This window comes from Ancylobacter sp. WKF20 (genome assembly GCF_029760895.1).
GTDB lineage: Bacteria > Pseudomonadota > Alphaproteobacteria > Rhizobiales > Xanthobacteraceae > Ancylobacter.
In genome coordinates, this window is record NZ_CP121679.1 from 2,787,150 (window position 1) to 2,808,079 (window position 20,930).

General features: G+C 68.7%; 16 protein-coding genes. 9 read left to right on the plus strand and 7 right to left on the minus strand.

Features of this window, described 5'->3' with window-relative positions:
• The first annotated feature begins 97 nt into the window (after window positions 1–97).
• The gene (locus AncyloWKF20_RS12925) at window positions 98–1,936 is read left to right on the plus strand and encodes an ABC transporter transmembrane domain-containing protein (RefSeq protein ID WP_279314451.1); all 1,839 of its coding nucleotides are present in this window, start codon (window positions 98–100) and stop codon (window positions 1,934–1,936) included.
• A gap of 11 nt (window positions 1,937–1,947) precedes the next feature.
• Window positions 1,948–2,472, plus strand: coding sequence for a hypothetical protein (locus AncyloWKF20_RS12930; RefSeq protein ID WP_279314452.1), 525 nt, complete (start codon window positions 1,948–1,950; stop codon window positions 2,470–2,472).
• Between the two features lie 6 nt (window positions 2,473–2,478).
• Here the strand turns inward: AncyloWKF20_RS12930 and AncyloWKF20_RS12935 are convergent, their stop codons facing one another.
• From AncyloWKF20_RS12935 to AncyloWKF20_RS12960, 6 genes are all read right to left on the minus strand, one after another.
• The gene (locus AncyloWKF20_RS12935) at window positions 2,479–2,901 is read right to left on the minus strand and encodes a GNAT family N-acetyltransferase (protein ID WP_279314453.1); all 423 of its coding nucleotides are present in this window, start codon (window positions 2,899–2,901) and stop codon (window positions 2,479–2,481) included.
• Window positions 2,902–2,951: 50 nt separating this feature from the next.
• The gene (locus AncyloWKF20_RS12940; RefSeq protein ID WP_279314454.1) at window positions 2,952–3,986 is read right to left on the minus strand and encodes a peptidoglycan -binding protein; all 1,035 of its coding nucleotides are present in this window, start codon (window positions 3,984–3,986) and stop codon (window positions 2,952–2,954) included.
• Window positions 3,986–5,044, minus strand: a complete 1,059-nt coding sequence (locus AncyloWKF20_RS12945) for a flagellar motor protein MotA (RefSeq protein WP_279314455.1) — start codon at window positions 5,042–5,044, stop codon at window positions 3,986–3,988. The genes AncyloWKF20_RS12940 and AncyloWKF20_RS12945 overlap by 1 nt, the downstream gene beginning before the upstream one ends.
• Window positions 5,045–5,172: 128 nt before the next feature.
• Window positions 5,173–5,961: an inositol monophosphatase family protein gene (locus AncyloWKF20_RS12950; protein ID WP_279314456.1), complete on the minus strand. Its 789-nt coding sequence runs from the start codon at window positions 5,959–5,961 to the stop codon at window positions 5,173–5,175.
• Between the two features lie 120 nt (window positions 5,962–6,081).
• Window positions 6,082–6,465, minus strand: coding sequence for a cell division protein ZapA (locus AncyloWKF20_RS12955; protein WP_267585027.1), 384 nt, complete (start codon window positions 6,463–6,465; stop codon window positions 6,082–6,084).
• Between the two features lie 10 nt (window positions 6,466–6,475).
• Window positions 6,476–6,769 carry a DUF4164 domain-containing protein gene (locus tag AncyloWKF20_RS12960; RefSeq protein ID WP_267585643.1) on the minus strand — a complete coding sequence of 98 codons (294 nt, stop codon included), beginning with the start codon at window positions 6,767–6,769 and terminating at the stop codon, window positions 6,476–6,478.
• A gap of 281 nt (window positions 6,770–7,050) precedes the next feature.
• On the opposite strand from AncyloWKF20_RS12960, the gene tkt reads away from it, so the two are divergent.
• From tkt to AncyloWKF20_RS12980, 4 genes are all read left to right on the plus strand, one after another.
• Window positions 7,051–9,045 (plus strand): transketolase, encoded by a 1,995-nt coding sequence (gene tkt / locus AncyloWKF20_RS12965; protein WP_279314457.1) that lies wholly within the window; start codon window positions 7,051–7,053, stop codon window positions 9,043–9,045.
• Window positions 9,046–9,210: 165 nt separating this feature from the next.
• Window positions 9,211–10,221, plus strand: coding sequence for a type I glyceraldehyde-3-phosphate dehydrogenase (gap, locus tag AncyloWKF20_RS12970; RefSeq protein ID WP_279314458.1), 1,011 nt, complete (start codon window positions 9,211–9,213; stop codon window positions 10,219–10,221).
• Window positions 10,222–10,295: 74 nt separating this feature from the next.
• Entirely contained in the window at window positions 10,296–11,495 is a 1,200-nt protein-coding gene (locus AncyloWKF20_RS12975; RefSeq protein ID WP_279314459.1) for a phosphoglycerate kinase, read from the plus strand.
• Window positions 11,496–11,621: 126 nt separating this feature from the next.
• Window positions 11,622–12,647, plus strand: coding sequence for a class I fructose-bisphosphate aldolase (locus AncyloWKF20_RS12980; protein WP_279314460.1), 1,026 nt, complete (start codon window positions 11,622–11,624; stop codon window positions 12,645–12,647).
• Window positions 12,648–12,753: 106 nt separating this feature from the next.
• Here AncyloWKF20_RS12980 and AncyloWKF20_RS12985 read toward each other — a convergent pair whose 3' ends face one another.
• Window positions 12,754–15,231, minus strand: coding sequence for a carbohydrate-binding family V/XII (locus AncyloWKF20_RS12985; protein WP_279314461.1), 2,478 nt, complete (start codon window positions 15,229–15,231; stop codon window positions 12,754–12,756).
• 289 nt (window positions 15,232–15,520) lie between these two features.
• Here AncyloWKF20_RS12985 and AncyloWKF20_RS12990 point away from each other — a divergent pair, with 289 nt between their 5' ends.
• The 3 genes from AncyloWKF20_RS12990 to AncyloWKF20_RS13000 all read left to right on the plus strand — a co-directional run bounded on the left by AncyloWKF20_RS12990 (window position 15,521) and on the right by AncyloWKF20_RS13000 (window position 20,901).
• On the plus strand, window positions 15,521–16,159 hold the full coding sequence (locus AncyloWKF20_RS12990) for a thiamine phosphate synthase (protein WP_279314462.1): 639 nt from the start codon (window positions 15,521–15,523) through the stop codon (window positions 16,157–16,159).
• Window positions 16,159–17,331, plus strand: coding sequence for a sel1 repeat family protein (locus tag AncyloWKF20_RS12995; protein ID WP_279314463.1), 1,173 nt, complete (start codon window positions 16,159–16,161; stop codon window positions 17,329–17,331). Before AncyloWKF20_RS12990 ends, AncyloWKF20_RS12995 begins: the two co-directional genes overlap by 1 nt.
• 402 nt (window positions 17,332–17,733) lie before the next feature.
• A complete protein-coding gene (locus AncyloWKF20_RS13000; RefSeq protein WP_279317965.1) occupies window positions 17,734–20,901 on the plus strand; it encodes an EAL domain-containing protein in 3,168 nt (1,055 codons plus the stop codon).
• Window positions 20,902–20,930 lie beyond the last annotated feature (29 nt).

Genomic DNA, 20,930 nt, shown 5'->3' on the forward strand with positions numbered 1-20,930 from the left:
GCATCCTCGCCGCCGCACGGCCGGCCCCTTTCGGGAGCCACGCGGCGATCTCATTAAACGATCCTGCCGGAAATCCGAGCGGCTCTATAACCGAGACATGACTGTGACACAAGCCGCCCCTCGACACCCCGTGGAAACGGCCCCGACGCCAAGCCCCGCCCTCGCCGTGCCGGCTCCCTCCCCGACCGCCGCGCGCCCGCGCCTCAAGCCTCTGGCGGCGCTGTGGCCGCACATCCTGCGCTATCGCGGGCGGGCCACCGCCGCCCTGCTGGCGCTGATCGTCGCGGCGCTGGCGACCCTTGTCGTGCCCATCGCCGTGCGGCGCATGATCGATTTCGGATTCGACGTGCAGCATGCCGGCTTCATCGACCGCTATTTCGCGGTGATGATCGGCGTGGTCGCCGTGCTCGCGGTGGCGTCATCGGCGCGCTACTACCTTGTGATGACGCTCGGCGAACGCATCGTCGCCGATCTGCGCTCCCAGGTCTTCGCCCATTTGCTGACGCTGGACGGGCGGTTCTACGACCAGGCGAAGTCGGGTGAGCTGATCTCGCGCCTCACGGCCGATACCACCCAGATCAAGTCGGCCGTGGGCGCCTCCGCCTCGGTCGCGCTGCGCAACATCGTGCTGTTCATCGGCGCGGCGGTGATGATGGTGGTGACCAGCCCCTGGCTGTCGGCAGCGCTGCTGATCGCCATTCCCGTCATCGTCGCGGTGCTGATCGGCGCCGGGCGCGGCGTGCGCAAGCGCTCGCGCGGCGCGCAGGACACGCTGGCGGAGGCCTCCGCCTTCGCCGCCGAGGCCATCGGCGCGGTGCGCGCGCTGCAGGCCAACACCGCCGAACCGGCCGCCGACGCCCGATTCGCCGGGGAGGTCGAGCACGCCTTCAATGCCGCCGCGCAGGCGGTGAAGGCCCGCGCCTGGCTCACCGGCTTCGGCATCTTTCTCGTCTTCGCCAGCGTCGTCGGCATCCTCTGGGCCGGCGCCAATGCGGTGCTGGCGGGAACGATGAGCGCGGGTACGCTCGGCCAGTTCGTGCTCTACGCCGTGCTGGCGGCGAGCGGGCTCGGCCAGCTCGGTGAGGTGTGGGGAGAAATTTCGCAGGCCGCCGGCGCCACCGAGCGCATCGCCGAGCTGCTGGAGGAGCGCCCGGCGGTGGCGCCGCCCGCCAGCCCCCGCGCGCTGCCCCAGCCGCCGCGCGGCGAGGTCGCCTTCCAGAATGTGCGCTTCGCCTATCCCGGCCGGCCCGACCTCACGGCGCTGGACGGGGTGAGCTTCGCGGTGAAGCCCGGCGAGCGCGTCGCCATTGTCGGCCCCTCAGGGGCCGGCAAGAGCACGCTGTTCCAGCTCCTGCTGCGCTTCTACGATCCGACCGCCGGTTCAGTGAGCGTCGATGGCGTGGACATCGCCGCCGCCGATCCGAGCGAGGTGCGCGAGCGGCTGGCGCTGGTGCCGCAGGATGTCGCCATCTTCGCCGCCTCGATCCGCGAGAACATCCGCCTTGGCAGCCCGCAGGCCAGCGATGCCGAGGTGGAGGAAGCCGGGCGTCTTGCCCGGGCCGACGAATTCGTCGCCCGCCTGCCGGAAGGCTGGGACACGCCGGTGGGCGAGCGCGGGGTCACGCTCTCGGGCGGCCAGCGCCAGCGCCTCGCCATCGCCCGCGCCATCCTGCGCCGCGCGCCGATCCTGTTGCTGGACGAAGCGACCTCGGCGCTCGACGCGGAAAGCGAGACGCTGGTGCAGCAGGCGCTCGACCGCTCCATGCAGGGCCGCACCACGCTGGTCATCGCCCACCGCCTCGCCACCGTGCTCTCCGCCGACCGCATCCTCGTCATGGAGCATGGCCGCGTAGTAGAGGAAGGCACCCATGCCAGCCTCGTCGCGCAGGGCGGCCTCTACGCCCGTCTGGCGGCGCTGCAGTTCGGCGAGGGATAGGACGGATCAATATGAGCAATCTCACTGACGAGGAACAAATCGAAATAAACGCTTCTAAAGAGGTGCTCAATGCTGCACTTCTTCACGATGAAGAATTAATTATTATTCTCAGATCCCATCTTTATATCGAGAACGAACTAAACAAAATAATATACCTATTCATGGGGCACTTGAACATTTTAGACATCATAAACTTGAACTACAGCAAGAAGATTGATTTAGCAATAAGATTTGGCCTGAATAAAGATTACAGAAAGCGCCTCATTACTCTCGGAAGGCTGCGAAATAAATTTGCCCACAACATAAAAGCATCCCTCGAAGAAAAAGATGCAATTGATTTTATCAAATCAATCGGCCAAGATAAGAGCGATATGATAAATTCATATCATGTTGCGAAGAAAAATAGCGGCAACGAATCAAATTTTGACGACGAACCACCAAGTCAGAAAATCATAATGTGCATTCTTCATACGTGGGCACCTGTAGCAGTTGCGGCTATAAAGGCACAAAGGGACATGTCAGAAACTAGATACTAGCCGACATCACCCAACCGCCCGCTGCATCCTCAGCGTCGGGCGGCCGGAGGTGGGGTTCACGCCCCGGCCGACAATCGCGAAGCCGGCTTTCTCGTAGAAGCGCACGGCCCGCTCATTCTCCTCGTTCACGTCGAGGGTGAGCGGAATACGGGTCTGCGCCGCCGCCGCATCGAGCAGCCGGCGGGCAATGCCGGCGCCCCAATGGTCGGGATGGACGACGAGCTGGTCGACATAGCCGGTCTTCGGCTGGATGGTGACGAAGCCGAGCGTCTTCTCGGGCCCGCCGTCCAGAGCCGGCACCGTGGCGACCCAGATCACCGTGCCTTCGTCCACCAGCGCGCCGATGCGGTGGCAGAGCCAGCCGCGCCGGGCCTCGAAGTCGATCTCCGGCAGCGTCTCCTGCCACGCCTCGACCCAGAGATCGGCCATGGCCGGCATCCGCCCCCATGTGAAAATCACCAGATCGGGGGCGGCGGCGGTCATCGCTCGGTGAGCTTCAGCTCGATGCGACGGTTGCGGTCGCGGGCCTCGTCGGTGCCGGAGCCGTCGATCGGCTGGTACTCGCCGAAACCGGCGGCGACGAGGTGGCGGGGCTCGATGCCCTTGCTCACGAGATACTGCACCACGGCGATGGCACGCGCCGCCGACAGCTCCCAGTTGGAGGGGTATTGCGGCGTCTGGATCGGCCGGTCGTCGGTATGGCCGTCGACCCGCAGCACCCAGGCGATGTCCGGCGGAATCTCGCGCTCCAGCTCCAGCACCGCCTTGGCGATGTTGTCGAGCGCGGGGACGCCGTCCGGCCGCAGATAGGCCGAGGCGCGGTCGAACAGGATTTCCGACTGGAAGACGAAGCGGTCGCCGACCACGCGGATGCCCGGCCGGGTGCCGAGAATGGCGTTCAGCCGCCCGAAGAACTCCGAGCGGTAGCGCGTCAGTTCCTGCACACGCTGGGCCAGCGCGACATTGAGCCGGCGGCCGAGATCGGCGAGGCGCGACTGGCTCTCCTTGTCCTTCTGCTCGGAGATGGAGAGCGCATCTTCCAGCGCGGCGATCTGCCGGCGCAGCGCGGCGATCTGCTGGTTGAGGATGGCGATCTGCGCCGCCGCCTGGGCGGTAGCGTCCTGCTCGCTGCCGAGCTGGCGGGCGAGCGCGGCGGCACGGTCCTGCGCCTGCGCGATCTCCTCGGGCGTGGCGACGGCGGTGGCCGCCTCGCGCAGCACGTCGCGCTCCTGCTCGATCTGGGCAAGGCTGGCGCGCAGCGCACCGATCTGGCTCTCGCTGTCGGCGTCATTGGCGCGCTCCAGCGCCAGAAGGTTCGTCAGTTCGCGGATCTGCGCCTGCAGCCGCGACATGGCGTCGTCCTTCGAGCCGAGTTCCTGCGTCAGCACGAACTGCGCGAGCACGAAGACGGTGAGCAGGAAGACGAAGACCAGCAGCAGCGTCGACAGCGCGTCGACGAAGCCGGGCCAGTAGTCGATCGTACGGTCGCCGCGGCGGGAACGTCCCAGTGCCATCACGCACGCTCGCGATCAGTGGCGAGGCGCTCGAGCAGCTTCTTGATTTCCTTCTGCTGCTCGGCCTGCGCCTCCACCCAGTCGCGCACCATCTGCTGCTCGGAGCGCATGTGCTGGACGAGACCCTGCAGGCTCTCGGCCAGATGCGCCATGGCGGTGGTCACGCGCTGCGAGCCGGCCTCCGTCATAGTTCGGTCGAGCCGCGAGATCGCCTCGGTGAGCTGGGCGAGATCGGGCGGCGGCAGCAGGGTCGCCGGCGCGGGCAGCGGGGCAGCAGCGATCGGGGCGGCGGGCACATAGGTCGGCGGCACCGGCACGGGCCGAGGGCGCCCACCCTCCTGGCCGAGATCCTCGACCGTGGTGGACAGCCAGTCCTCCAGGTCGGTGTAGAAGCGGTTCTGCGCCTGCCCGGCCTGAAGATCGAGGAAGCCGAGCACCAGCGAGCCGGCAAGGCCGAACAGCGAAGAGGAGAAGGCGATGCCCATGCCGCCCAGCGGGGCGGCAAGGCCGGTCTTCATGGTCTCCAGCACCGAGCTCGATTCCGGCCCGACATTGAGCGAGCCGATGACGCGGCTGATCGAGCCGACCGTCTCCAGAAGACCCCAGAAGGTGCCGAGCAGGCCGAGGAAGACGAGGAGACCCGTGAGGTAGCGCAGCAGGTCGCGCGCCTCGTCGAGCCGCGTGCCGATGGATTCGAGGATGCCCCGCATGGTCGATTGCGAGATCGACATGCGCCCGACCCGGTCGCCGAGCAGCGACGCCATGGGCGCGAGCAGCCGCGGCGAGCGGCGCACTTCAAGGCCGGGATCGACCAGGCGGAAGCCGTTTACCCACTCCACTTCCGGCAGCAGCCGGACGACCTGGCGGAAGGCAAAGACCGTGCCGATGAACAGCACGCCGAAGATCACGCCGTTGAGGCCGGGATTGTTGAGGAAGGCCTGCCAGATCTGCTCATGCAGGATGGAGGCGAGCGCAAGGCACAGGAGGACGAAGACGAACATCCGCACCAGAAAGATGCGGGGCGAAGAGATCTTGTGAAAGGGGTCCGTCGCGTCCATGCCGGGGGCCGTCTCCTGAAGGGGGGTGGAGCGCGCCCGCGTGCCACCCCGACGGCCCGGACTATGCCACAGACCGCCGGAAATGGAATGCGCAGCTTTCCCGTAAAGTTACGGGTTTCCGGCGGGTGTCAGGCCTTGCGCAGGAGGGCCAGCAAATCGCGCCGGATGGTCTCGTTGCCAACGATGATGTCGCCCTTGGCGAGCATCTTGTCGGCATCGTCGAGGTCGCTCACATAGCCGCCCGCCTCGCGCACGATGACGATGCCCGCCGCCATGTCCCACGGGCTGAGGCCCCGCTCCCAGAAGCCATCGAAACGGCCAGCGGCGACCCAGGCAAGATCGAGCGCCGCCGCCCCGGTGCGGCGCAGGCCGGAGACGCGCGGCGCAATCGCGGCATACTCACGGCCGAACTGGGCGAAGTCGCCCCGGCCCATATGCGGCAGGCCGCAGGAGATGACCGATTCCGCCAGGCTGCGGCGCGCCGCGACACGGATGCGGCGCTCATTCATGAAGGCGCCGGCGCCCTTCTCGGCGATGAACATCTCGTCGGTGACGGGATTGTAGATGACGCCCGCCACCGGAACGCCGTCGCGGGCCAGCCCGACCGAGATGGCGAAGAGCGGGATGCCGTGCAGGAAATTGGTGGTGCCGTCGAGCGGGTCGATGATCCAGCGGTGGCTCTCGTCGGAGCCGTCAATGTCGCCGCTCTCCTCGAGGATGAAGCCGAAATTCGGCCGGGCCTTGGAGAGCTCCTCCTGCAGGATGCGCTCGGCCTTGCGGTCGGCGTTGGAGACGAAATCCGCCGGGCCCTTGAGCGAAACCTGAAGGTTCTCCACTTCGCCGAAGTCACGCACCAGCGAGCGTCCCGCCTTGCGGACAGCCTGGATCATGACGGTCATGAGGGGCGAACGGATCATGGCGGGCTCTTTCGGGCTGGGCGGCGGGATGAACCCGCACCTCTGCCCGCGCCCGCGCGTGCCGTCAAGTCGCGCGCAGGGCGTGCCAGGGTCGCGCCGTATGCAGGCAGCCGCTCCGGCTCAGCCCATGCCCACGCCGCCGGACGGGCTCGGCCCCAGTTCGCGGGCGAGCTGTTCCAGCCGTTCGGCGGCGGTAAGGATGGTGCCGGCGAGCTGCGCTTCGGCCTCGCCGAGCCGACGGGAAGCCGCCTCGCGCGCCACACGCTCGGCCGCCGCGTCCTTCTCCACCTCGCGCAGGCGCCGGCGCGCCTCGCTCAGTTCGTCCGCCAGCGTGATCGCCGCCATGACGCTCAGCCGTTGGTCGCCGATCTCGCCAAAGGCTTCGCGCAACTGGTCGATGCGCTGGTCGACCTCGACGCCGAGGCGCGTGAGATGGTCTTCCTGGCCGTCGTCGCAGGCCATGCGGTAGGCGCGCCCGCCGATGGTGACGGTGACGTGGGCCATGGGAGACCTTTCAGCGCTGCTGCGCGGCCAGCACCGCGCGAATGGTTTCCATCGCGCTGCCGAGCCGGCGCGACACCTCGTCATTGGCGCCTTCGAGCTGCACGGCACGGGCCTGCGCGCCATCGAGCGCGTCGGCGAGGCGTGAGCGGTCGGCGCCGAGAATGTGGAGCTGCTGGGCCAGCGCGGCTTCCTGGCGCTCGACCTCGAGCCGACGCTGGATCGCCGCCTCCAGAGCATCGACGGCGCCGTCGAAGCGGCGCAGGGCGGCCTCGAGAGGCCCGGAAGGGGCGGCCGGCGGGTTCATCGACATCGGGGCTCCGCGCGCAGGTGTGAAGCCGAAGGGCTCCAGCCCGAATTCGCATGTGATTCCGGCACCATTGAGCCTGTGGGGCGGGAGGGCGTCAACCGCCAGCGGGCGCACAGGCTCCCGCGCGGCCTTTGACACGGGACGGGGCGGTGCTATCACTCGCGCGCCCGATCCCGCATTGCGGCAGGCTCCGCCGGTCCCTCGTGGCCGCCCGTGAGGCCCGTCGAAACGCCTCGCCCGTTAGAGACAACGCGTTCCCCTCGGAGACATAGGTCCACATGTCGAACCGCGAAAAGCACGACCGCATGGCCAACGCCATCCGGGCCCTTTCGATGGATGCCGTCCAAGCCGCCAATTCCGGCCATCCCGGCATGCCCATGGGCATGGCCGACGTCGCCACCGTCCTGTTCGGCAAGGTGCTGAAGTTCGATCCGACCGACCCGCACTGGCCGGACCGCGACCGCTTCATCCTCTCGGCCGGCCACGGCTCGATGCTCATCTATTCGCTGCTGTATCTCACCGGCTACGAAGGGATGACGATCGACGACATCAAGAACTTCCGTCAGCTCGGCTCGCGCACGCCCGGTCACCCGGAATATGGCCACACGGTCGGCATCGAGACGACCACCGGCCCGCTCGGCCAGGGCATCGCCACCTCGGTCGGCTTCGCGCTCGCCGAGCGCATGCTCGCGGCTCAGTTCGGCTCCGATCTCGTCGACCACTATACCTATGTGATCGCCGGCGACGGCTGCCTGATGGAAGGCATCTCGGAAGAAGCCATCGAGATCGCCGGCCGGCAGAAGCTGAACAAGCTGATCGTGCTGTGGGACGATAACCACATCACCATTGACGGCCCGACCTCGCTCTCGGTCGCGACCGACCAGCTGGCCCGCTTCGAGGCCTCGGGCTGGGAAGCCACCCGCGTCGACGGCCACGATCCGGACGCCATCTTCGCCGCCATCGAGCGCGCCAAGGCCAGCGACAAGCCCTCGCTGATCGCCTGCCGCACCACGATCGGCTTCGGCGCCCCGAACAAGCAGGGCACCAACGGCGTGCACGGCGCCCCGCTCGGCGCCGCCGAAATCGCCGCCACCCGCGAGGCGCTCGGCTGGAACTACGACCCCTTCGTCATCCCGAGCGACGTGCTCGACGCCTGGCGCCTTGCCGGCCTGCGCTCGCGTCAGGCGCACAAGGCGTGGAACGAGCGCCTGGGCGCGGCCGACCTGGAAAAGCGGGGCGAGTTCGAGCGCCGCATCCGTGGCGAGCTGCCCTCCAAGCTCGGCGAGGCGGTCGCCGGCGTGATCGCCAAGGCGCGGGCCGACGGCAGCGCGGTCGCGACCCGCAAGTCGTCCGAGATCACGCTCGAGGCGCTCACCGCGGCGCTGCCGGAAATGGTGGGTGGCTCGGCCGACCTCACCCATTCCAACAACACCAAGACCAAGGCCACCTCGGTCTATGTCGAGCCGCCGAAATATGACGGCCGTTATGTGAACTGGGGCATCCGCGAGCACGGCATGGCGGCGGCGATGAACGGCATCGCCCTGCATGGCGGCTTCATCCCCTATGGCGGCACCTTCCTGGTGTTCTCCGACTATTGCCGCCCCTCGATCCGTATGGCCGCGCTGATGGGCGTGCGCGTCGTCTATGTCTTCACGCATGATTCGATCGGCGTGGGCGAGGACGGCCCGACCCACCAGCCGGTCGAGCAGATCGCCGCGCTGCGCGCCATCCCGAACCTCCTCGTCTTCCGTCCCTGCGACACGGTGGAGACGGCCGAGGCGTGGAAGCTGGCGCTGGAGCACAAGACCGGCCCGACGGTGCTGGCGCTGACCCGCCAGAACCTGCCGCTGCTGCGCACCGATGCCGGCAATGAGCGCTGCCTCACCGCGCGCGGCGCCTACGAGCTGGTCGCGGCGTCGGACGACGCCAAGGTCTCGCTCTTCGCCTCGGGCTCGGAAGTCTCGATGGCGGTCGCGGCGCGCGAGCAGCTGGAAGCCCAGGGCATCCCGACCCGCGTGGTCTCGGTTCCCTCCTTCGAGCTGTTCCTTAACCAGCCGGAGGAGAGCCGCCGGCAGGTGATCGGCAAGGCGCCGGTGAAGATCGCCATCGAAGCGGCCATCCGTCAGGGCTGGGACGCCATCGTCGGCTCCGACGCGGCCTTCGTCGGCATGCACGGCTTCGGCGCCTCGGGCCCGGCGCCGGAGGTCTACGCCCATTTCGGCATCACCGTGGAAGGCGTCGTCGCCACCGCGCTGAGCCGTCTGAAGGGCTGATCCGCCTGCCGCGAGGCAAGCTATGCGGCTGGCGCATGAAAACTGCGCCAGCCCCGCGTTCAGGTGGCAGCGGCGAAATGCGCGGCTGGTGTCGTAACGGCGACCGCGCTAAGACCCTTGCGCGCGGTTGGTTCGACATGAAGAAGCTCACCTGGGGATAGACGCATGACGCTCAAGGTTGCCATCAACGGTTTCGGACGCATTGGCCGGAACGTTCTTCGCGCCATCATTGAATCCGGCCGCACGGACATCGAGGTGGTCGCCATCAACGATCTCGGCCCAGTCGAGACCAATGCCCACCTCTTCCGCTTCGACAGCGTCCACGGGAAGTTTCCCGGCACCGTGACCGTCGACGGCGACACCATCAATGTGGGCCGCGGCCCGATCAAGGTCACCGCCGTCCGCAACCCGGCGGAGTTGCCGCACACCGCGCTCGGCGTGGACATCGCGCTTGAGTGCACCGGCATCTTCACCGCCCGCGACAAGGCCGCCGCCCATCTCGAGGCCGGCGCCAAGCGGGTCGTGGTCTCCGCCCCGTCCGACGGCGCCGACCTGACCGTCGTGTTCGGCGTGAACCACGACAAGCTGACCAAGGATCACCTGGTCATTTCCAACGCTTCCTGCACCACCAACTGCCTCGCGCCGGTGGCCAAGGTGCTGAACGACGCCGTCGGCATCGACCACGGCTTCATGACGACGATCCATTCCTACACGGGCGACCAGCCGACGCTGGACACCATGCACAAGGATCTCTACCGCGCCCGCGCCGCGGCGCTGTCGATGATCCCGACCACGACCGGTGCCGCCAAGGCGGTGGGCCTCGTGCTCCCCGAGCTCGCCGGCAAGCTGGACGGCACCTCGATCCGCGTGCCGACCCCGAACGTCTCCGTCGTCGACTTCAAGTTCGTCGCCAAGAAGAAGGTGACCAAGGAAGAGATCAACGAGGCGATCAAGGCCGCCGCGACCTCCGGGCCGCTGAAGGGCGTGCTGGGCTTCACCGACCAGCCCAACGTCTCCTCGGACTTCAACCACGACCCCCACTCCTCGATCTTCCACCTCGACCAGACCAAGGTCCTGGAAGGCAATTTCGTCCGGGTGCTGTCCTGGTACGACAATGAGTGGGGCTTCTCCAACCGCATGTCGGACACGGCGGTTGCCCTCGGCAAGCTGATCTGAGCCGCCCGGCCGGGCCCTCCCCAGGAGGCCCGGCCGCTTCGTTTCCAGATCAACCCAACCGAGGGAGAACCCCAATGAGCAAGGCTTCCGCCTTCCGTACGCTCGACGACGCCGACGTCGCGGGCAAGCGCGTGCTCGTTCGCGTGGACCTCAACGTGCCGGTCGATGCCGGCCGGGTCACCGACGACACCCGCATCCAGGCCGTGCTGTCGACCATCCGCGAGATCGCGGACAAGGGCGGCAAGGTCATCCTGCTGGCCCATTTCGGCCGTCCCAAGGGCGAGGACCCGGCGCTGACGCTGGCGCCCATCGCCGGCGAGGTCGTCTCCCGCCTCGGCAAGCCCGTCGCCTTCGCCCCGGCCACCATCGGCCCGGTCGCCGAAGAGGCCGTTGGCAAGCTTCAGCCGGGCGATGTGCTGCTGCTGGAGAACACCCGCTTCGACAAGCGGGAAGAGAAGAACGACCCGGAGTTCGTCGCCGCGCTCGCCGCGCTGGGCGATCTCTATGTCAACGACGCCTTCGCCACTGCCCACCGCGCCCACGCCTCCACCGAGGGCCTCGCCCACAGACTGCCGGCCTTTGCCGGACGCTGCATGCAGGTGGAGATCGAGGCGCTGGCCAAGGCGCTGGAAGCCCCCGAGCGCCCGGTCATGGCGGTGGTCGGCGGCGCCAAGGTGTCCTCCAAGCTCGAACTGCTCGGCAACCTCGTCGCCAAGGTCGACATGCTCGTCATCGGTGGTGGCATGGCCAACACCTTCCTCGCCGCCCAGGGCAAGGATGTCGGCAAGTCGCTCTGCGAGCATGACCTCGCCCCAACGGCGCTGGAGATCCTCGACAAGGCCAAGGCGGCCGGCTGCGAGGTGATCCTGCCGGTAGACGCTCTGGCCGCCACCGAGTTCAAGGCGCACGCGGCCCATCGCGTCGCCTCGGTCGACGACATCAAGGCCGACGAGATGATGCTCGACGCCGGCCCGGCCTCCGCCGCGAACGTCGTCGCCAAGCTCAAGGCGGCCAAGACTGTCGTGTGGAACGGCCCCTTCGGCGCCTTCGAGCTGCCGCCCTTCGACACCGCAACGGTCGCGGTGGCGCAGGCGGCGGCCGATCTGACGGACGCGGGCAAGCTGCTGTCGGTCGCCGGCGGCGGCGACACCGTGGCCGCCCTGAACCATGCCGGGGTGGCGCAGCGTTTCACCTATGTATCCACCGCCGGTGGCGCCTTCCTCGAATGGCTCGAGGGTAAGGCGCTGCCGGGTGTCGAGGCGCTACGGCGCTAAAGCCTTCATCCGGCCCGTCGAGAAGCTCGGGATACCGAGACAGGAACGGGCCGGGTGCTATAACTCGGATCGACCCGGATTTTCCCGATGAGGGCCGGGTTCATCTGTTTCGCGCGGGAGAGAGAGATGACGGCTAGCCTCGAAGAGGTCGCGTATAAACTGGCAGCAGGTGGCAAGGGGATCCTCGCCGCCGACGAAAGCTCGAGCACCATCAAGAAGCGTTTCGACGCGATCGGGGTCGAATCGACCTTCGAGAACCGTCGCGACTATCGCGAGATGCTGTTCCGCTCCGACGAGGCGATGACGAAGTATATTTCCGGCGTCATCCTGTTCGACGAGACGATCCGGCAGAAGGCGAAGGACGGCACGCCGCTGACCGAGCTGATCGCGAAGGCAGGCTCCATTCCCGGCATCAAGGTCGATGCCGGCGCGCGGCCCCAGCCCGGTTGCCCCGGCGAGACCATCACCGAGGGCCTCGACGGCCTCGGCGAGCGCTTCAAGGAATATTACGACCTCGGCGCCCGCTTCGCGAAGTGGCGCGCGGTGATTGATATCGGGCCGCACATCCCGAGCTACACCTCGATCCTCGCCAACGCCCAGGCCCTCGCCCGCTATGCGGCGCTGGCCCAGGCCGCCGGCATCGTGCCGATCGTCGAGCCGGAAGTCCTCATGGACGGCGACCACGACATCGACCGCTGCTACGAGGTCACCGAGTGGGTGCTGAAGGAAGTCTTCCAGCAGCTCTTCTACGGCCGCGTGAAGCTCGAAGGCACCGTGCTGAAGCCGAACATGGTCATCGCCGGCAAGAAGTCGGGCAAGCAGGCCTCGGTCGAGGAAGTGGCGGAAAAGACCGTGCGCTGCCTCAAGAACTGCGTGCCGACCGCCATTCCGAGCGTCGCCTTCCTGTCGGGTGGCCAGTCGGATGAGGAGGCCACCGCCCATCTCGACGCGATGATCCGCGGCGGCGGGCTGCCGTGGAACCTCACCTTCTCCTATGGCCGCGCCCTGCAGGCCGCGCCGCAGAAGGCGTGGTCGGGCAAGCCCGAAAACATCGCCGCCGGCCAGGCCGCCTTTACCCACCGCGCGAAGATGAACTATCTCGCCGCGCTCGGTCAGTGGACGCCCGAGATCGAGCAGAAGAAGGCGGCCTGAGCCGTCATCATCCCAGCGATCTGAAACGAGAACGCCGCCCTTTCGGGCGGCGTTTTTGTTTGTGGGAGTTGCGATGAGGGGCCGGCGGCACCGGCCCCGCCGGGGCTCAGCGGCGGAAGCCGCCGAACCCGCCGCCCATGCCACCCCGGAATCCACCGCCAAAGTCCCCGCCGCCACGGAAGCCGCCGTAATCGCCGCCGCCAAAGGAGCGGCCATAATCGGCACCGGCATTCTGGAAGCCACCAGCGCGGGCGATGCTGTCGACGCGGTCATTGCCGAACTGCTGGAAGCTGCGCTGCTGGTTCAGCCGGTCGATCTGCGACGCGTCGCTGTCCGACTGCCAGCCACCCGCCGTGTGGTTCTGCCAGCCGCTCGACGGGTCATATTGATGGATGCTGCCATCGTGGTCGGTGTAGATGTTGCCATTGTTCCAGGCCACCGCATTGCCGGTCTTGGTGTTGCCGGCGATGCCGCGGCTGTCGGCGCTGACCTGCCCGTTATTCACCGACACCCCGCTCTCCGAGGCGTGGCCGAAGCCGGTGGTCGGGTTGTAGGCGGCGGACTGCCGGCCAGCGGCGAAATTGCCGCTGTCGACATTGCCAACCACGCCGGCCCGCGCCGCGCCCTCCGCGCCCGTATTGGGGTTGAAGAACGAGCCCTCACGGCCGGCCGCATAGTTGCCCGTCCACGGGTTGAAGGCGGCGCCCGAGCGGCCCTGGAAGGCGGTGCCATTGGCCGTCACGCCATTGACCGCGTTGGCGACGCCCTGCGTGCCGGTCCACGGGTTATAACCATAGGCATGGGTGATGGTGGCGTTGGCGCCCCACTGGCCATAGATGTTGGTCTGGTTGATGTTCACGCCCGCCCAGGGCCCACCCCACGGACCAGGGCCCCAATAGGGCCCCCAGGCCGGCCCCCACGCGCCCCACGGATAGCCCGCCGCGAAGCCGAAGGCGAAGCCGCTCGTCCAGGCGAAGGCGGCGTTGTAGCCATAAGTCGTCGGGCAGCCATACCAGAAGCTGCCGACATAGCCGATGCAGTCATAGCCGGTGCCATAGACCACCGTGTTGTCGGGCGAGAGCACCACGCCGAGATAGCCCGGCGTATAGCCGACCGTCACCACATCGGGGGTCGCGGCATAGACCTTCACATAGGTCACATAATGCAGCGGCGAGGAGGGCGGGATGGTGTAGATCGCCGCCGGCACCGTCGCGGTCACGAACCACGGGCCCTCCGGCGCACCAGCGACGAACCAGGCCGCCTTGAACAGCGCGTAATAGCGCGTCGGGTCGACCATGATGACCGGGGTGCGGGTGTTCTCCGCATAGGACAGGCGCGTGCCCTTGATCGGCACGAAGCGCGGGGCCCCGCCGTCATACTGCACGGTGAGCTGGGTGTTGCGCGCGATGGTCGCGGTCTGCGGAATGGTGGAGGCGATGGCCGCTTCCTTCGCCTGCGGCGTGCCGGGCACGGCGACCAGCGCGTTCGCCGCCGGGTCGGTCGGGGCGATCTTCTTGAAGTCCGCCGGCAGGCTGGCGCCGGGCACGAAGCTCCACGGGCCGTTCAGGCCGGCGGCGCGGAACCAGCGGCCGGAGATCAGGATGTAGTACTGGTTGCTCGTCGGATCGAGAATGATGGCGTGGTCGGCATTGCCGACGCGCAGCAGCGCCGTGCCGTTCACCGGCACCATCTGCGGCGCACCGTCGGTGATGACGAGCTCGGCCGGCTGGGTGGAGACGACGATGGCCGGCGGCACCTTCGGCGGCTGGCCACTCGCCGGCAGCAGCGACTGTGCCGCCTCGGCATAATTCGCCATGCTGCCCGCCGCCTGCACCGACGCGTCGGGCCGGGTGTCGAGCGCCCACGGCCCGGTAATGGCCCTGGCCGCGTACCAGGCGCCGGCCGCCTGCAGGTGATAGCCGCCGCTGGCGTCGACGAGGATCAGCGGATGGGTGTTGATCACCCGCTGGAAGCCGGCCGCGCCATCAACGGGGCGCAGCACCGGATCGCCGGCCACCAGCACGAGAATGGTCGGCTTGTCGGCGAAGAGCACGCGCGGCGGCGTGTTCTCGACCGGCTGCGTCATGTCCTTGGTGATTTCCTTGGACGCGGCGTAGCTGGTGAGAAGGTGGTCGAGCGCGACGGTCATGCCTTCGGGCGGTAGGTGCGACTGCAGCGCGCTCATCAGCGTCACGTCCTGCGACGGGTCGGTCGGCACATCCACCTTGGTGACGGCGATGTTGTTGAGCTGGGCAAGGCGCGCCGGCTTGTCGATCGTCACATGCGCGGTGAAATGAGCGATGCCATAGGTCGGCGTGCCGGTCTTCGGCCCGATGGCGACGGCGGCGCGGCCCGTCAGCGTGTTGCCGTCGAACTGCTCGACCAAAGGCTGGTAGAGCTGGATCATCTGGTCGCCGAGATCGAAGCTGCGCGGCCAGGCCAGCGTCGCGGGCACAGCGGAATCCTGTGCGGTGGCGGCCGGCGGCGCGGTGGGCTGGCCCGCCGGCTGCTGGGCAAGAGCCGGCACGACGCCGAGCGTGCTTGCGGCGAGCAGAAGGGCGATGCGGGCGTGACGGATGGGCATGTTTCCCCCATTTTTGCTGGGTACGGCCGAAGCGATCCGGCGGAGCGCACCGGAAATCTGTACCACCGCGGACGTGACCGGGTGAAGCAGCCCGGCGTGCACAGACGCGCGAGCTGCCCGCACGGCGAAGAATGGGTTAAGCCAGCGGCGCGCGCATCGGCGTTTTTTCGCATGGGGAGCGCTTTCGAGGCGCTTTTCGTCGCCGCCGCGATTCCGTTGCGGCGCGAAGGGCTCTAGACAGGCGACGGCTGCCGCGCTTTCGCCGCCATCCTGCAACATGGCTGATCTCATGGCCCGACCTGTCCAAGAACCTGCCCGTACCCTTCCCCGCCTCTATGTGCTCGTCGCCGCGCCCGGCGGCGCCGCCGGAGGGGAAGAAGCCGCCACGGCCCTGCGCTCCGCCGGCGAGACGCTGGACATCGCCGCCGTGCTTCTGCGCCCCGAGGCCGGCGCGGATGACAAGCCGTCCAATCGGCTGCGCCCGCTGGTCGCCGCCAGCCACGCCATCGGCGCGGCCTGCCTGATCGAGGCGAACACGGCGCTCGCCCTCGCGCTGGAGGCCGATGGCGCCCATCTCGACGGCCCGGTTGCGCTCAAGGGCGCGCTCGCGGCGCTGCGCCCGAACGGCATCGCCGGCGCCGGTGGCCTGCGCACCAAGCACGACGCCATGACGGCGGCCGAAGCCGGCGCGGATTACGTGATGTTCGGCGAACCGGACGCGCAGGGACGCCGTCCGCCCTTCGAGACGACGCTCGAGCGTACCGACTGGTGGGTACAGCTCTTCGAACCGCCCTGCGTCGCCTATGCCGGCGCGCTGGACGAGGTGCTGGCGCTCGCCATCGCCGGCGCCGACTTTATCGCCATCGAGCACACGCTGCTGGCGGAGCGCGCCGCGCTTGCCGAGGCGCTGGCCGGAGCGTCCGCCTGATGCGCTGGCCCGCCCCCCTGCTGAGGCCTGCGCTGCACGGCGTCGCGCTGGTGACCGTGCTGGCGACGCCGCTTGCCGCGTGGGCGCAGGACGGGTCGCCGGCCCCGGACGGCCCGATCAGCCTGCCGGTGATCACTCCCGCGCCGAGCGATGCCCCGCCGGGCGTGGACGCGGTGCCGCCGGGCAGCAAGACGCCTGCCAAGGCCGCGCCCGCGATCAAGCTCACCAAGCCGAAGCCGGCCCAGACGAAGACCCCGCCCAAGCCCGATCCGGCCTATGCCGCCTTCCAGCGCGGGCGCTACCGCACCGCGCTCGACCTCGCGGTGCAGCGCGCCACCAAGCAGGGCGACACGGCGGCCATGGTGCTGGCCGGCGAAATTCTCTCGCAGGGCTATGGCGTGCCGCAGGACAAGGAAGCGGCGCAGAAATGGTTCGAGGCGGCCGCCGCAAAGGGCAATGCCGACGCACTGTTCACTCTCGGCTCGATGAAGCTCATCTCCGGCGCGCCAGACCAGAAGGATGACGGCGTCGCCCTGCTGCGTCAGGCGGCGGCCAAGGGCAATGCGGCGGCGGCCTATAATCTCGGGCTGATCTATCTCCAGGGCGCGGTCGCCCCGCGCGAACCGGCGGAAGCGGCCGAATGGTTCAAGCGCGCCGCCGAGGCCGACCAGCCGGACGCCGTCTACGCCCTCGCCACCCTCTATCGCGACGGCAATGGCGTGCCGAAGGATCCGCGGGAGACCGCGCGCCTGCTGGCCCGCGGCGATGACCTCGGCAGCACCGTCGCCACCACTGAACTTGCCATCATGCTGTTCAACGGCACCGGGGTGCAGAAGGACGAGGCTCACGCGGCCGAGCTGTTCCGCAAGGCCGCGCTCGCCGGCAACCCGATCGCGCAGAACCGCTATGCGCGCATCCTCTCGGCCGGACGCGGCGTGCCGCAGGACAAGATCGCGGCGGCGGCCTGGCACCTCACCGCCAAGGCGCAGAAGCTCGACGACCCCATGCTCGACAAGCTGGTGGAGAGCCTGACGCCGCAGGAGCGGGCCGAGGTCGATGCGCGGCTGAAGGCCTGGCAGGCGACCGGCACCCAGCCCACGGGCATGGCGGGTTCATCGGTGCCCGCCGGTCTCACACCGGCACGCCCGGTGCCGGGATCTCCCGCGCCGTGAGCCCCGCCCGGCTTTCCCGTGCGGCCATCGACGCTTCCGCGACTTTGCCGCAAATGCTTCACGATTTCGGCGGATGGTCCCCCGCCCGGTCCTCCCGCCCGGACGAGCCCGCGCGCGGCTCCCTCCGATTGACCGGAGTGCGCGTGCCCGCACGCCTTGCCCCCGCCGCCCGGCGCCGCTACTCATCGTGGCGCGTCGCCGCGAGGGAGCCGGTGGCGGGCGGACTCCCATACGGACTTCGTCGCGGTCTTCGACACGGCTGACGCCATAAGCAGAGGTACCCGTTTGGCCTTCCACCGTCGGTTCCCGCGGCCCCTGCCCGCCCTTGCGCGGGCGCTCGGGCCGCTGGCATTCGCCCTTGTCGCGCTCGTTCTGGCGAGCGCGCTCCCGAGCTCGGGCGCGATGGCGCTCGAGGCGGTGGCGATACGTCTCGACGCGCTGGTGGTCGACCTCGCCCCCGCTGTGGAGCGCCATACCAGCGACACTGACCGCATCCAGGTCTCGACCGTCCCCGGTTCGGACGGCATCGTCCGCCGCATCGAGGTGCGCTCGGTCGCACCGGGGCCGGACGGCAGCAAATGGGCGGTGTTCGCCCTCGCCAACAACACCGACGAGCAGGTCGACCGGCTGATCGTGGCGCCGCATTACCGGATGGTCGGCTCGGGCGTATTCTGGCCGGATCTCGGCAATCGCCGCATCCTCAACGTCACCGCGAGCCAGGGCTTCCGGCCCGAGCGGCAGAGCGCGCCGGACGCGGACGTCTACCTCATCACGCTCGACCCCGGCACGACGGTCACGCTGGTGGCCGAGCTTGCCGATTCCGGCCTGCCGCAGCTCTATCTGTGGGAGCCGGAGGCCTATAAGGACAAGGTCAACTCCTTCACCCTCTATAACGGCATCGTCATCGGCATTGCCGGCCTGCTGGCGCTGTTCCTCACCATCCTGTTCGTGGTGAAAGGCAGCGCGATGTTCCCGGCCGCCGCGGCCCTCGCTTGGGCGGTGCTGGGCTATATCGGCCTCGATTTCGGCTTCTGGTCGAAAGTGTTCGGCATCTCGCCGCTGGCGCAGCAATTCTGGCGCGCGGCGGGCGAGGCGATGCTGGCGGCGACGCTGGTCGTCTTCCTCTTCGCCTATCTCAACCTCAACCGCTGGCATGTGCGCTACGCCCACATCACCGCCGGCTGGCTCGTCTTCCTGGCCGCCCTTGTCGGCCTTGCCCTGCTCGACCCCTCCGCTGCCGCCGGCATCGCCCGGCCATCGCTGCTCGTCGTGTCCCTGATGGGCTTTGCGGTGGTGCTGTGGCTGGCGTTGCACCGCTATGACCGCGCGGTGCTGATCATCCCCACCCTGTTCCTGCTGGTCGTGTGGGTGCTCACCGCCGGCATGGCAGTGTCCGGCCATATCGGCAACGACCTCGTGGCCCCGGCGCTGCTCGGCGGGCTTGTTCTCATCGTCATGCTGATCGGCTTCACGGTCATGCAGCACGCCTTCGCCGGCATCGGCTCGGTTGCCGGCAGCGCGCAGGAGCTGGAGCGCCGGGCGCTGGCTGTTGCGGGCTCCGGCGATATCGTCTGGGACTGGGACGTCGACACCGACCGCATCCATGTCAGCCCGGAAGCCGAGCACATGCTCGGCCTCAAGCACGGCGCGCTGGAGACCGAGGCCGCCGGCTGGCTCGACATCATCCACCCCGCCGACCGCGACCGCTTCCGCGCCACGCTGGACGGCCTGCTCGACCAGCGGCGCGGGCGCATCGACCAGGATTTCCGCCTGCGGGCGCAGGACGGCCATTACATGTGGTTCAACCTGCGCGCCCGCCCGGTGGTGGGCACGGATGGCGAGGTGGTGCGCTGCATCGGCACGCTCTCCGACGTCACCGACAGCCGCACCGCCGAGGAACGGATGCTCCATGACGCGGTGCATGACAACCTGACCGGCCTGCCCAACCGCGAGCTGTTCCTCGACCGCCTCGCCTCCGCCAACGGCTTCGTGCGCGCCGACGACACGCTGAAGCCGACGATCATGCTGATCGACCTCGACCGCTTCAAGCAGGTCAATGCCAGCCTCGGCATGCCGGCGGGCGACTCGATCCTGCTCACCGTCGCGCGCCGGCTGATGCGCCTCACCAAGCAGCAGGATACGCTGGCGCGGCTCGGGAGCGACCATTTCGCGCTGATCCTGCTCTCGGAGAAGGACCCCGAGCGCATCACCGCCTTCGCCGACACGCTGCGTCGCACGCTGCGCGCACCCATCACCTTCGGCGACCGCGAGATCTTCATTACCGCCTCCATCGGCCTGCTGCTGGCCGACGGGCAGAAGCGCGCGCCGAACGAGATGCTGAAGGACGCGGAACTGGCGATGTATTTCGCCAAGCGCGTCGGCGGCGACCGCATCGAGGTGTTCCGCCCGAGCATGCGCACGCACAAGCTCGACCGGCTGACCATGGAAGCCGATCTGCGTCAGGCGCTGGAGCGCGGCGAGATCAACATCGTCTATCAGCCAGTGGTCGACCTCGCGACGCGCTCCATCGCCGGCTTCGAGGCCGTGGCGCGCTGGCTGCACCCGACCCTCGGCACGCTCGGCCCGGACGATTTCTTCTCCATCGCCGAGGATACCGGCCTCATCGTCGACATCGACCTGTTCCTGCTCGACAGCGCCGCCCGCCAGCTCGGCGGCTGGCAGCGGGGCATGCGCGGCGAGCCGATTTTCGTCTCGGTCAACATCTCCTCCCGGCAGATGCTGCGGCACGACCTGTTGCAGGACATCAAGGCCATCCTCGCCCGCAACGTCGTCGCCCCCGGCACGCTGAAGCTGGAACTGGCCGAGTCGCTGGTGATGGAGAACCCGGAATATGCCGCGCAGATCCTGATGCGGATGCGCGAGCTCGGCGCGGGCCTCTCGCTCGACGATTTCGGCACCGGCTACTCGTCGCTGGCCTATCTCCAGCGCTTCCCCTTCGACACGATCAATGTCGACCGCACCTTCATGAAGGCGCTGGGGCGCAACGGCAACAAGGCGCAGCGGCCGGTGATCCTGCGCACCATCATCAACATGGCGCATGATCTCGGCATGGATATCGTCGCCGAGGGCATCGAGAGCGAGCAGGCCGCCGCCGCCCTCGCCAAGCTCGGCTGCCGCTATGGCCAGGGCAAGCTGTTCGGCGAGCCGCTGACCGCCGAGGAGGCCCGCAAGCGCCTTCAGCCGGAGGCCGCCCCCGCCTCGCTCGGCGGCCGACTGCTGGCGCGCGGCAAGGGCAAGGACGTCGCCAAGGATGGCGACACGACGACGGGCCAGCCGGCCACGGCCCCGGTGCGGGCGGCTCCTGCTGGCGCAGCCGCGCCCCGTCCCGCGCGTCCGGCGCCCCCGCCGAACGGCACGCCGCGCCCCGCCGCCAATGGCGCCCCGGCCCGGCCGGCGCCCGCCACGCCGCCGACCGTCGCCGTGCCGCGCGCGGCGCAGGGCAATGGCGCGCCGGGCGACGCTGGACGTGCGCCAGTTGCACCCGCCGGCGCCCCCCAGGAGGGGCCAGCGAGCGTTCCTGCGACGGTGAAGGCCCCGCCTTCGAGCTGACGCGGCGGGCGCGGGGCATGGACGTCCGC